Genomic DNA, 13,080 nt, shown 5'->3' on the forward strand with positions numbered 1-13,080 from the left:
CAGCAAGACGCGTCACACAGGTAGACGCGCCTTGTGAAGTCAGACGATTCTCGCGCAGTGTCGCACTGCTTTACGGGCCTTTGAAAACAGCGCAAAACACCGTCTGGAAATATCCAAACAAACCCCTTGCACCATAAAAGAATCGCAGTATGTTCCGCGGCTCTTGAACATTGCGTCTCGACAGGGCTGCCGGAATGGCGTAGTTGCCCCGAAAGACAGATACATCCGGGCATTGAGCCCCATAAACTAAGGGCCGAGACAATGGCTGTACAGCAGAATAAAGTTTCCAAATCCCGCCGGAACAACCGTCGTTCCCACGACTCACTCTCCGCTGCGAACCCAAACGAATGTGACAACTGTGGTGAGCTGAAGCGCCCACACCACGTTTGCCCATCCTGTGGTCACTACGCACAGCGCGAAGTTGTGGCGCAAGCCAACGAAATCGATCTCGACGACGACGCCGCATAATTACCCAAGACAGGGGCCGCTCAGTCATGATGAACGCCGTAACGGACACCGATCCGACCAAGGCTACTGCGACTGAAACCGTGCTCTCTGTTGATGCGATGGGTGGCGATTCTGGGCCTGCAACTGTAGTTGCGGGCCTTTCGTTCTTTCTAAAGAAGCAACCAGACGCCAAAATCATTCTGCATGGTCCAGAAGACGAACTTGCCCCCCTGCTGGCGGCCAAAGGCCTGACCGACAACGTCACGGTGCATAACGCGACTGATGTCGTGAAAATGACCGACAAGCCAAGCAAAGTGCTGCGTAGCGGTAAAAACACATCCATGTGGTCCGCCATCGAAGCGGTCCGAGCGGGCCAAGCGCAAGTGTGTGTCAGCTGTGGCAACACTGGTGGCCTAATGGCGATGTCTATGTTGCGGCTGCGCAAGGCCGAGGGCGTGAACCGCCCCGCCATCGCCTGCTTATGGCCATCCCACAATCCGTCAGGTTTCAACGTTCTGCTGGACGCCGGTGCCGATATCCGCGCTGACCAAGACGATCTGTTGGCCTACGCGCTAATGGGCGCGTCTTATGCGCGTAACGGTATGGACATCCCACGTCCCCGCGTTGGCCTACTGAACGTTGGTGTCGAAGAACATAAAGGGCGCGCAGAACTAAAAGTTGCGCACGAACTGATCGCAAATGCTGCAGACGTCGGTGACTTTGAATACGTAGGCTTCGTAGAAGGTGGCGATATTCCATCAGACCGCATCGACGTAATCGTCACAGACGGATTCACGGGCAACGTCGCGTTGAAGACAGGCGAAGGCACAGCCAAACTGATTTCCGGCCTGCTGCGCACGAACCTCAAAGCGAATCCAATGGCGATGCTGGGCGCGCTGCTTGCGCGCGGCGCACTGAAAGCATTGCGTAAAAAAGTCGATCCAAGCGGCGTGAACGGCGGCGTTTTTCTGGGGCTCAACCATACGGTGATTAAGAGCCACGGCTCAGCGGATGCGGCCGGCGTTTCTGCGGCAATTTCGTTGGCATATCGCCTCGCACGCTCAGGTTTTTCAGACAAACTCGCGGCGCGGGTTGCCTCTGCTGTCAGCCTAGCCCAAGATGTCCGAGATGAAACCGACGTAACGTCATAAGACGTGTCGGACTTAACGGGCAACAGGCAATACAATGACACGACGTGCAGTGGTTCGGGGGGTTGGTCACTACCTGCCCGAACGGATCGTACCAAATTCTGAATTTGAAAAGACACTCGAAACAACAAGCGAGTGGATCAAATCCCGGTCCGGGATTGAACGTCGGCACTTTGCGCTCCCAGAGCAAGGCACATCCGATCTTGCCACAGAGGCCGCGAACAACGCGTTGAAAATGGCGGGCTTTGAACCAAACGACATCGACGCAATTATTGTCGCGACGTCGACGGCAGATCAAACGTTCCCTTCAGCGGCGACAATGGTCCAGCATAAGATCGGTAACACAAAAGGATTCGCCTTTGACATTCAGGCGGTCTGCGCGGGCTTCATTTATGCACTGACAAATGCAAATGCGTTGATCTTATCAGGCCAAGCGGATCGGGTGCTGGTCATCGGCGCTGAAACCTTCAGCCGCATTATGGATTGGACAGACAGGTCCACTTGCGTGTTGTTCGGCGATGGTGCCGGTGCATTGGTTCTTGAGGCCCAAGAAGGCGACGGAACCACCGCTGATCGGGGTATCCTTGCCACCGACCTGAATTCCGACGGAAGCTACCGCGACCTGTTGTATGTCGATGGTGGTGTGTCCACCCAGAACACTGGCGTGCTCAAGATGCAGGGCAAAGAAGTTTTCCGCCATGCCGTTGAAAAGCTTGCGAAAACCGCCGATACAGCGCTTGAAAAAGTAGGCCTAGGCGCAGACGATGTGGACTGGGTTGTCCCACACCAAGCCAACATTCGGATCATCCAATCCACGGCTAAAAAGCTGGGCGTTGGCATGGACCGTGTCATCGTAACTGTCCAAGATCACGGCAATACATCCGCTGCATCCATTCCGTTGGCGCTATCAGTCGGCGTCGAAAATGGTCAAATCAAACAAGGTGATATGATCGTGTCCGAGGCAATTGGTGGCGGTCTGGCATGGGGCGCGGTTGTTCTACGCTGGTAGAAAAATCCCGCGCAATCAGCGACCTAGGCGTCGTGGTTATTGACTTTGAAAACGGAACCCGCCTATCGTCCTCGAAATAACAGGGGGATACGATGGCTGATAAGACATTAACGCGCATGGACCTTGCTGAGGCTGTGCACAGTGAAGTGGGTTTGTCCCGTAACGATAGTGCGGATTTGGTTGAAAGCGTTTTGTCACATGTCTCCGATGCCTTGGTGTCCGGTGAGTCAGTCAAAATCTCGTCTTTCGGTACATTTTCGATCCGCGACAAAGCGGCCCGCGTCGGTCGTAATCCAAAAACCGGCGAAGAAGTCCCGATCCACCCACGCCGCGTTCTGACATTCCGTCCATCACATCTGATGAAAGATCGCGTCGCGTCCGGCAACAAACGCTAAACGCGACCACGACACCTTAACAAGAGGCTACTGCCATGGCCAAATCACGCGATGCCTTCCGGACCATTTCGGAAGTTTCAGACGTGCTTGAAACCCCTGCCCACGTGCTGCGGTTTTGGGAAAGCAAATTCAGCCAAATCAAGCCCGTCAAGCGGGCTGGTGGTCGGCGGTATTACCGTCCCGACGACGTATCCTTGCTCGCGGGGATACAGCATTTGCTGCACGATCAGGGCATGACCATCAAAGGCGCACAGAAACTGCTGCGCGAAAAAGGCGTGAAACACGTTGTGGGTATCGGCCAAGGCCTCGATGGCCCATTAGAAACCATGCCACAGTCGCACGTCGAAGTCCCCCCAGAGGCTGCAGCAAAAGCGGTCTCCGAGATACTCAAAGCCGAAGATGAATCGCAAACCGAAATGTTTACGGCACCGGTCGCTGCGGCGACGCCTGAAGAGCAACCCAAACCCAAGTTGCAGATCATCAGCGCAAAGCGGACACCGGACACACCAGCCGAACCTGTCGCATCAAACGAACAACCGGCTGATGACTTCGAAGAGCTTGAAATTCCATCAGCATCCCCTGCCCCTGATCCATCAGCGGATGCTGATACGCAGACAGCAGATCCAATCACCGCTTTGTCGTCCTTGGCCAAACCCAAGGTCGATCTGCCAGCAAATCCAATGCCTCGCTCTGACCTGCCAGCGCGGTGTTTGGCGTCAGTGGTCCATGCCAAACCGCAGCGGGTGGCGGCGAATGCGGCGAAGATTGCACCTTTGCTAGATCAGCTCACCAAACTGCGCGACGAGATGCGCCATCCTTGGTAAGCAACCGATGCAGCAGCCCGATTTCGCGCTTGCCCCGCGTGGGAATTGCGGTAAATACACACGCAGTCGGGCTATAGCGCAGCCTGGTAGCGCGTCCGTCTGGGGGACGGAAGGTCGCAGGTTCGAGTCCTGCTAGCCCGACCAATCATAACCGCCCGTCCCGCTTTTTGCGTGGCGGGCGTTTTGATATAATACGCCGCTTGGGAGGCACGATATGACACAGACACCACAGCCGGGCGTTCTAGCCGATCACCAAATCCGCGCGATGCTGGATGCGGGACAAATTGCAGCCTCTGCGGATGTGGCCGATGGTCAAATCCAGCCCGCGTCGCTTGATCTGCGTCTTGGCAATATGGCTTACCGTGTCCGCGCGTCGTTTCTTGCGGGCCACGACCATACGGTTGCGGACCGCCTGAACCTGTTCCAGATGCATGAAATCGACCTGACAGGCGGTGCTGTGCTGGAAAAAGGCTGCGTCTACGTTGTCCCGCTGATCGAATCCCTCGCCCTGCCCGCTGGCATGACCGCCGCCGCGTCGGCTAAATCTTCCATCGGCAGGCTCGACCTGTTGACCCGCGTGATCACCGATCATGGGATCGAATTTGACCGCGTGCCCGAAGGCTACGTTGGCCCGCTTTACGTCGAAATCTGCCCGCGGTCATTCTCTGTCGTCGCCCAGACGGGCCAGATGTTGAACCAGATCATTTTCCGCAATGGCAAAACGATCATGGACGACGACGCGCTACGGGCGCTGCACGCCAAGACGCCGATTGTGGACGGGGATGCTGTAATCTCGGACGGGCTCGGGTTCTCGGTCGATCTGCGCCCCGACGGCACCGATCTGGTCGGCTACCGCGCCAAACCGCACACAGGCGTCATCGATCTGGGCAAACTGGCGCACTACGACCCTACTGAGTATTGGGAGGAAGTCCGCACCGACAAAGGCTGGATCATCCTCGATCCGGGCGCATTCTACATTCTGGTTAGTAATGAATCCATCGCGATCCCCCCCATGGCCGCCGCCGAAATGGCGCCCTACATCGCCATGGTCGGCGAATTTCGGGTCCACTACGCAGGCTTCTTCGATCCGGGGTTCGGGTACGCAGAGGCAGGCGGATCAGGGTCGCGCGGCGTGCTAGAAGTGCGCTGCCACGAGGCCCCGTTTGTACTGGAACACGGCCAGATCGTAGGACGGTTGGTATACGAGCACATGGCAGCAATGCCAGACGCGCTGTACGGGCGTGAGATCAAGTCGAATTACCAAGGGCAAGGGCTGAAGCTGTCGAAGCATTTTGGGTGAGCGCAAAATCCGATCGTGCAATCAGCAATCAAACAGAACTACGTTCGAAACGTACGAACCTTGAGCCATAATTCTAACTGATCCTGCGACATGTCTCCATTGACAACATTGACAACAACGTCGTCGAGCCTGTCGTCGTCTAACAGCGTCAATTCATAATCGCTTCGTTGAAAAAGCAATTCAGTAAGCAACCATGAGGTTCGCTTGTTTCCGTCATTAAATCCGTGGCTCGAGGCAACTCCATGAAGCAAAGCGGCTCCCTTAGCCCAAATCATACGGTGATACCCGTGATACGGGCGGCCTAAAGCACCATGTATGTTGTCAATATTGCTAATGCCACGCAGCCCCCCAAAGGCGTCAAGTGACTCTTCGTGCGCTTCTAGCGCGTCGGAAAAAGTCACTCTATAGTGGCGCTTACCTATTAGCCAATCGCTGCAAAGCGTCCCTGTTCTTATTCACGCTTTTACTAATAGCTGCTGTTGATTTCGACCGAACAGTATGTGTCGAAACGGCGCCACCACTTTTTCGCACAACAAATTGGCCCGTCTTCGAGGTTCGGGTGACTGTTGCAGCATTTGAATTCTTCGAGGTCATTTTGTTGTCCTTTCAACGTCTAAGATGCGATGCACCAGATGTAATATCAAGCATCAGTGGCTAAAAAGTGAAAGCTAAGCTCGATGCCGGTCCGGTCTTTAGCGCGCACCCCAACTCAATCACCTCATCAACCTCCTCAGCAAATTCGCCGTTTGCCGTGTCCGTTGCGCGGCTTTGCGTTTGGATTGCGCGGTCTCCCGTCCTTCTGCTGTCCCCGTTTTATCTTGGGTCGTTTTTTGGATGCCCTCGCTCACAAGCAGATCCATGGCCATGCGGACCAAAGATTGAACATTCATTCGTCGTTGTCCTCAAACAGCTCTTCCTGCCCGTCATCTTCGTCATCACCGTCAACATCCCCCGTCCCCGGTGGTGGTCGGTTCTCCAGCAACCCAGCGGACCGCAGCTCTTTCAGCCCCGGCAGGTCACGCGCGTTCTCTAGTCCGAAGTGGTCGAGGAACCCTGCCGTCACCACAAACGTCACAGGCCTGCCCGGTGTCATGCGCCGACGTCCCAGCCGCACCCATTCCAGTTCAATCAACTGATCGATAGTGCCGCGTGAAACGCTCACCCCCCGAATTTCTTCGATCTCGGCCCGTGTCGCGGGTTGGTGGTAGGCGATGATCGCGAGGGTCTCGATCGCAGCGCGACTTAGCTTGCGCACCTCGACCGTTTCTTTCTGCATCAGATACCCAAGGTCAGGTGCCGTCCGGAACGCATAGGCGTCTTCGATCTTGACCAAATGCACGCCCCGCCCTTCGTATCGTTTGCCAACATGTACCAGCGCCTCTGCCGGATTGCAGCCGTGCGGCATCCGCCCCGTCAGTTCTTTGATCGACACGGGGTCGGCGGTCGCAAACAGGATCGCTTCGACCATGCGGGTCTGTTCGGCCATGGGGGGCGCCTCGAACAGGCTTTCGTTCAATGTGTCGTCAGTCACGGGGGAGCCTTTTTCGGATTTGGATCGGCGCGAAAATCTCGCCCTGCCGAATTTCGATTTTGCCTTCTTTGGCCAGTTCCAGCGATGCCGCAAAGGTCGCCGCGGTGGATGATCGGGTACGCACCGCGTCCGCGTCCCAGCCATCGGGGTAATAGCTTTGTAAATCAGTCCAGTCTCCCGCAAAGCCGATCATACCCCGCATGCGTTCCAGCGCCTGTTCCATCGTCATCACATGGGCGCGGTCCAGCACAAAGGGCCGGAAATCGTCCTTTGTCCTGATCCGCGCGTAGCCCTGCATCAGATCAAGCAGCGTTGCGGTATAGGTGACTTTGCGCACGCGCTGGACGTCTTCTGTGATGCCGCGTGCAAAGAAATCACGGCCCAATTGGTCGCGGCCCATGAGTTTTGCCGCAACTTCACGCATAGCAGCCAACCGTTCCAACTGGAACGCCAGATGCGCGGCAAGCTCTTCACCCGATGGCCCATCTTCGGTCGGATCAGGGGGGAGCAACAGCCGCGATTTCAAAAACGCGAGCCACGCCGCCATCACCAGATAATCGGCCGCCAATTCCAGCCGCAGTTCTTTGGCTTTCTCGACAAACGCCAGATATTGTTCGGCCAAAGCAAGGATCGAAATCTGGCGCAGATCCACCTTCTGCGTCCGCGACAGCGTCAGCAGCAGGTCCAATGGCCCTTCATACGCCCCCACGTCCACGATCAACGCTTCAGCGGCCACACGTTCGCTGACGCTCATCAGGTCGGGTTCAGAGGTATCTGTATCGCTCATCTGTGCCTTCAGCCAAGTTGGGCTGCAAGGTCCGCTTTGAGCGCTGAAATGTCAATGTGATCAGGGTCTTTTCGCCATGTCAGCGCGCGATCTGCGCGGGATTGCGCGGCATCGGTCATTTTGCCTGCAGCCGCTGCGACAGCGATCATTTCGTTCTCGTCGCCGTTGCAGTGCAAAGCCACGTCACAGCCCGCTGCAATCGACACTTCGGCCCGTTCGGCGATACTGCCCGACAAAGCCTCCATCGAGATATCGTCAGTCATCAAAAGCCCCTCAAATCCGATATCCACACGGATCATTTCGATCAATGCAGGGTTCTGGGTGGCAGGCAGTTCACCAGCTTCTGGGAACACCATATGCGCGGACATGCCCATCGGCAGATCGTTTAACGCGCGGAACGGGGCGAAGTCCCATGCGCTGGCTTCCAGCAGTTCCGCGTTGGCGGTCGGCAAGTTTAGGTGGCTGTCCACCGTTGTACGCCCGTGTCCCGGCATGTGTTTGATAATCGGCAGGACGCCGCCCGCAAGATACCCGTCAGCCACCGCACGCGCGTTTTCAGTCACCGTCTCTGGGTTGCGGCCCATGCAGCGGTTTTGCAGGAACGGATGGGTTTCATCCGATGCGATATCGCAAGTCGGCCCGCAGTTTGTATCAATACCCACGTCACGCAACTCAGCGGCAATCAAACGGGCCCGCATGTAAAAGCTTTTGGCAGGGTCTTGCGCCCGATCTGCCTGATCCAATGGCGGCCAATATTCGGCCCAATGCGGTTCGTGCAGGCGCTGCACGCGCCCGCCTTCTTGGTCGATCATAATTGGTGCGTCGCGGCCCACGCTGTCACGCAATTCGGCTGTCAGTGACCGCAGTTGATCCGGGGTATCCACATTGCGGGCGAACAGGATAAACCCCCAAGGGTCTGCATCCCGAAAGAACGTCTTTTCCCACGCCGACAGGCGCAGCCCCGCGGGCGCGAGGATCGTGGCACCGTTACGCATCAGCGTACGACGACCGGAATACAATCCGTGTTTGCAGCCTGCAGCGTGGCACAGAAACGGCGGGCATCCGCAGCCTCGGTAAAGCCACTGGCGCGCAGACGATAGAATGTGCTGCCGCCGCTTGATGCTTCTTGGATCACGCGGGTTTTGTCGCCCATATAGTCAGAGAAAAGCGACGACATACGCGTCCATTCAGCGGCGGCTGTATCGGCAGATGGGAACGCGCCAAGCTGCACAAGGTTCGTGCCAACAGGCAATGCGCCATTAGTTGCGACAGTGGCCTCGGCCAGTGCGGCAGCAACAGCAGTGCTGGTATCAGCCACCTGTGGTGCAGCAGCGGCTGGCGCTGTTGTCGTCACCGCAGCAGGTGTAGCGCGGCGCGGTCGTACTGTTGGGCGCAAGGATGTCGAAACACCCGGCACAGCTGGATCAACGGCAGGCGCAGACGCAACTTCGGCACCATCAACCGTGACGGTGGGTGCCACGTCTTCGCCGTCAGCCAAAGCTGTCAGAGGCGCGGCGGTGCCTGCGATCTGATCGGCTAGCGCTAGAATGCCTTCGGTCGTCAACGGCTCTTCCGTGTCAGTTGTCACGGCGGTTTCAAGCGCCGTTGGAATTTGTGTCTCGGACGGGGTCACGTCCGTCGCGGGCAGAACTTCGCCCGCTTCGGCCAACGGCTCAACCCGTAAATCTTCTTCGGCCAAACCTGGTGTGGCAGGTGCCAACAGCAGGCTATCGGACGGCCCTGCGGCCTCGCCTATTCCTGCAACGTCGTTCACAGACAAACCAGCGTGGGATGCAATCTCACCACCCGGTGCTTGCGGGGCGACACGCATCGCCCCTTCCATTGCGCGGACGACGGGGATGCCGGATACGTCTCGCATGATCAATTGGTAGCCCCAAACGCTCACGCCTACGACCAAGGCCAGCGATACCGCCGCACCCGCGTAGTTCATCAATGAACCGGATTGCACAAATGACTGGGACTGATCCCGCTCGTCGTAAATCGCCATACCTGCCTCGCGCCAGCTTACCGCCAAGCCAAGTCAGGCGGGGACTGATCATCTAGAGTTTGCTCGCCCCCGCGACGGTGCAGTTGATCTACATCTCTTCCGCAGGAGTAACCCCAAGAATACCCAACCCAGCCACGATCACAACAGAAACGGCGCTGATCAGCGCAATTTTCGCCTGTGTTGTCGAAACGTCACCCTCTTGGACAAAGCGCAGCGACACATCATCGTTGCCTTTGTTGTAGAGCGCATGGAAGTCTGACGCGAGTTCATAGAGGTAGAACGCGATCTTATGCGGCTCGTGCCCCTTGGCGGCAATTTCCACCAAACGCGGCCATTCAGCCAGTTTCTTCGCAACAGTCAGTTCGGCCTCATTCGTGAGACCTGACAAATCAATCCCTGCCAAAGTGGCGTCCGACACGTCCGCAAACGCAGCCGCTTTCGCCTTGGCTGAATTCACCCGCGCATAAGCGTAGTTCACGTAGAACACAGGGTTGTCCTTGGACTGCTCCAGCACTTTCGCGAAATCGAAGTCCAGCGGCGCATCGTTTTTACGGGTCAGCATGTGGAACCGTGTGACGCTTGCGCCCACTTGGTCCACCACATCGCGCAGGGTCACAAACGTCCCTGCCCGTTTGGACATCTTGAACGGCTCACCGTTTTTGTACAGCTTCACAAGCTGCGTCAGCTTGATATCCAACGGCACCTTGTTGTCAGACAGCGCAGACACAGCCGCTTTCATCCGCTTCACATAGCCGCCGTGATCCGCCCCAAAGACATTGATCAACGCATCATAGCCGCGCTTTACCTTGTCGTAGTGGTACGCAATATCCGGCGCGAAATAGGTCCACGCCCCGTCAGATTTCTGCACAGCCCGATCTTGGTCATCGCCAAAGTCAGTAGATTTGAACAAGGTCTGCTCACGTGCTTCCCAGTCATCCGGCATTTTGCCCTTTGGTGGTTCAAGCGTGCCTTGGTAGATCAGGCCCTTTTCCTTTAGCTCCGCAATCGCGGATTCAATCAGGCCTGTGCCGTAAAGCGATTTTTCAGAAAAGAAGTTGTCCATTTCGACGTTCAAAGACGCCAGATCGTCGCGGATCAGGTCCATCATTTTCTCTGTGGAAAATTCGCGAACGTCTTGCAGCCAAACATCCTCTGACTTCCCGAGGTACGCGTCGCCAACTTTTTCTTTCAACCCTTCGCCCACCGGGATCAGATAATCACCCGGATAAGTTCCGTCCTCGAACGCAACCTCTTGGCCGTGCGCCTCTTGATACCGCAGGAACACAGACCGCGCGAGCACATCGACCTGACCACCGCCATCGTTGATGTAGTATTCTTTGGTGACGTCGTAGCCTGCGTAGGACAGGAGCGTCGCCAGCGCATCGCCAAACACAGCGCCCCGCGTATGACCAACGTGCAAAGGCCCAGTCGGGTTGGCGGACACATATTCCACCATCATCTTTTTGCCCTGACCGAGATCGGACTTGCCGTAGGACGGGTCAGTCAACGCGGCCTTCACCACGCCCTGCCACACATCCGCGTTCAACCGCATGTTCAGGAAACCGGGTCCCGCAACTTCTGCCGACGCAATCCGCGCATCAGCCGTCAGCTTGCCTGCCAGAGCTTCTGCAATCGCCCGCGGGTTCATCTTGGCAGGTTTCGCCAAAACCATCGCGGCGTTTGTCGCCATATCACCATGTGCTGCGTCTCGTGGCGGTTCCACAGACACATTGGTCGTGGACAAACCGTCCGGCAAAGTGCCGTCAGCAACAAGCGCGTCAAGACTGTCGATCACAACAGCCCGGATATCAGCAAAAAGGTTCATAGCGTTTTCACATCTCTCAAAGGTAAGTCGTCCGTCTAACACTCTTGGCGTCTAGGTCAATTGCCGGGACGGTGCTTGCGGGCGCGTAACGGCAACAACAGCCTAATTCCCTCCAACAAATTGGCCAGTTGCAATGTAAAATGGATCGCTGTCGAAAATCTTTGACCGCTCGACGTTATGCACCATCTTCAACGTCCAAGCCCAATATGTCGGGTCGGCGTTAGTGTGTACGTTATAAGTCCAAGTATGGCTGGCCCCTGCTTCCAACCGCAACCCACCATCCGGCCACGCATCATCGGGGCGCGTAATCTCCGTCCTGTTAATCCGAAGATAAAAACCGGCCAGAAATTCGGGTGACAAATCAATCGGCGCGTCCGACACGTTTGTTATCGCAAGCGATCCAATGTCCAAGATTTCCATGACTGGGTCCGTTTCTGTAAACCCGATAGGTAACAATCGCGGCCAGAAGGCAATGCGTAAACCATCATAAAGAACAGTTTCTGGCCGCCGCATCGTGCTACAGTTATCTCTGACCTCTCTTTCGTCGGCAGTTGGATCAATGACATCCGTCACAAACTCCCCGAAATCCATACAAGTTGAGCCGATCAGAACGGTATCTTCGCCCAAAAACCGCACAGGCAAATCGCCCGGATGCGCGAGGATTTCATTCCTGTTAAACAGTGCACCACCAACATGCGCGTAACGGCCAACGCGGATGCCTGAACCTTGGTTCACGACGTGCGCATCGGTCACAGCTTCCGCAGGCACGACAGTAAAATAATCCGCACCCATCCAGAACGCGTCATCAAATATCATATCATCGTCACTGGGCAGCGCCGCGAACGTACCAATTGGCTGGATTGGCGACGACTTTGTCAGTCGCGTCGCATAGACCTGCCCAGATCTGCCACGCGCCAAATAGACGGCGTCACGACCAATGCCTGACCCAACAAAGCCGGCCTGCTCGATTGGTTCAGGAAATGTCATCACGTCCACCACATCATGTAGCAAAGTGAGCCGCGTGATGTCGGGCCCCTGACGGATCAGCAGTCCAGCGTTAGCCGACAAGTCTTCCGTGCCGACACCGTCCTTAAACTGTGTCGAGACGCGCGTATCACAATCAAGCATCTCGACCGGATCTGCCGCATCCAGATCATAAAGCCGTGTCGCCCCCTCCCAAATGGCTCCGTTCATCTTTAACCAATGGCGGCAATAATGATGCGGCTCGGTGACGGGCCGTTCGGGCAGCTCAAACGCAGGGATGCTGGCAAACCAAGTCTCTTCGCCAATCGATAGTATATGATCTGAATGGATTTCGATCAAAGGCGTCTCTCCTGCAGGCAACGACATCACCTGCGTGCCACCTTTCCAAACCTGAAAAGCGTCATGGGCAAAACCACGTTCCAAAACCGCAAACGTCGCTGGATCAGCGCCTACGATCTGGCGACCTTCCAGCCAAACCCGCGTGCGATCGAGACCGTAGCGCCCCGCGATGACGCGAAAGCTCTCGATATCGGCTGTATCCAGTGTCCGCCCGTTCACCGTCTCGGAATTGGCAGCTAGCCCTAGCGTCAGGACATTGACCACAAATTTATCGACACCCGACATCGGCCGCCAGGCCATTTTCCCGTCCTCGACGACATAGCCGGTTGTCGCACCGCTGCGCTGCGCGGGCGCATCTCTGTCCTGAAACAAGGGCCGCCACACGAAAACATATGCCACCACAAGCAACACCACGATGACCAACGCACGACGGTAAGATTTAGGCAGCGTATCGCTATGATTACTCATGTCGCAGCCCCGCTT

Annotated in this window: 12 protein-coding genes and 1 tRNA gene; 7 read left to right on the top strand and 6 right to left on the bottom strand. The window is 56.6% G+C overall.

Annotation, left to right across the window (positions count from 1 at the left end; translation table 11 throughout):
* Positions 1-261 precede the first annotated feature (261 nt).
* From rpmF to MWU61_RS13470, 7 genes are all read left to right on the top strand, one after another.
* Positions 262-468, top strand: a complete 207-nt coding sequence (gene rpmF / locus MWU61_RS13440; protein ID WP_247128893.1) for a 50S ribosomal protein L32 — start codon at positions 262-264, stop codon at positions 466-468.
* Positions 469-494: 26 nt separating this feature from the next.
* Positions 495-1,598 carry a phosphate acyltransferase PlsX gene (plsX, locus tag MWU61_RS13445; RefSeq protein ID WP_247128894.1) on the top strand — a complete coding sequence of 368 codons (1,104 nt, stop codon included), beginning with the start codon at positions 495-497 and terminating at the stop codon, positions 1,596-1,598.
* 34 nt (positions 1,599-1,632) lie between these two features.
* On the top strand, positions 1,633-2,604 hold the full coding sequence (locus MWU61_RS13450; protein ID WP_247128895.1) for a beta-ketoacyl-ACP synthase III: 972 nt from the start codon (positions 1,633-1,635) through the stop codon (positions 2,602-2,604).
* Positions 2,605-2,696: 92 nt separating this feature from the next.
* Positions 2,697-2,999, top strand: coding sequence for an integration host factor subunit alpha (gene ihfA, locus MWU61_RS13455; protein ID WP_247128896.1), 303 nt, complete (start codon positions 2,697-2,699; stop codon positions 2,997-2,999).
* Positions 3,000-3,034: 35 nt separating this feature from the next.
* Positions 3,035-3,823: a MerR family transcriptional regulator gene (locus tag MWU61_RS13460; protein WP_247128897.1), complete on the top strand. Its 789-nt coding sequence runs from the start codon at positions 3,035-3,037 to the stop codon at positions 3,821-3,823.
* A 67-nt stretch (positions 3,824-3,890) separates the two neighbouring features.
* Positions 3,891-3,967: transfer RNA gene (locus MWU61_RS13465), tRNA-Pro, on the top strand.
* A gap of 70 nt (positions 3,968-4,037) precedes the next feature.
* Entirely contained in the window at positions 4,038-5,123 is a 1,086-nt protein-coding gene (locus MWU61_RS13470; RefSeq protein WP_247128898.1) for a 2'-deoxycytidine 5'-triphosphate deaminase, read from the top strand.
* A gap of 886 nt (positions 5,124-6,009) precedes the next feature.
* Here MWU61_RS13470 and scpB read toward each other — a convergent pair.
* From scpB to MWU61_RS13500, 6 genes are all read right to left on the bottom strand, one after another.
* Positions 6,010-6,609: an SMC-Scp complex subunit ScpB gene (scpB, locus tag MWU61_RS13475; RefSeq protein ID WP_247129012.1), complete on the bottom strand. Its 600-nt coding sequence runs from the start codon at positions 6,607-6,609 to the stop codon at positions 6,010-6,012.
* A 37-nt stretch (positions 6,610-6,646) separates the two neighbouring features.
* Entirely contained in the window at positions 6,647-7,441 is a 795-nt protein-coding gene (locus MWU61_RS13480) for a ScpA family protein (protein WP_247128899.1), read from the bottom strand.
* An 8-nt stretch (positions 7,442-7,449) separates the two neighbouring features.
* Complete coding sequence (locus tag MWU61_RS13485; protein WP_247128900.1) at positions 7,450-8,436, bottom strand: glycoside hydrolase family 3 N-terminal domain-containing protein; 987 nt, start codon at positions 8,434-8,436, stop codon at positions 7,450-7,452.
* Positions 8,436-9,449 (bottom strand): SPOR domain-containing protein, encoded by a 1,014-nt coding sequence (locus MWU61_RS13490; protein ID WP_247128901.1) that lies wholly within the window; start codon positions 9,447-9,449, stop codon positions 8,436-8,438. The genes MWU61_RS13485 and MWU61_RS13490 overlap by 1 nt, the downstream gene beginning before the upstream one ends.
* Positions 9,450-9,537: 88 nt before the next feature.
* Positions 9,538-11,274 (bottom strand): arginine--tRNA ligase, encoded by a 1,737-nt coding sequence (argS, locus tag MWU61_RS13495; RefSeq protein ID WP_247128902.1) that lies wholly within the window; start codon positions 11,272-11,274, stop codon positions 9,538-9,540.
* Positions 11,275-11,376: 102 nt separating this feature from the next.
* On the bottom strand, positions 11,377-13,065 hold the full coding sequence (locus MWU61_RS13500) for a DKNYY domain-containing protein (RefSeq protein ID WP_247128903.1): 1,689 nt from the start codon (positions 13,063-13,065) through the stop codon (positions 11,377-11,379).
* Positions 13,066-13,080 lie beyond the last annotated feature (15 nt).

It is taken from the genome of Loktanella sp. F6476L (genome assembly GCF_023015725.1).
GTDB lineage: Bacteria > Pseudomonadota > Alphaproteobacteria > Rhodobacterales > Rhodobacteraceae > Yoonia.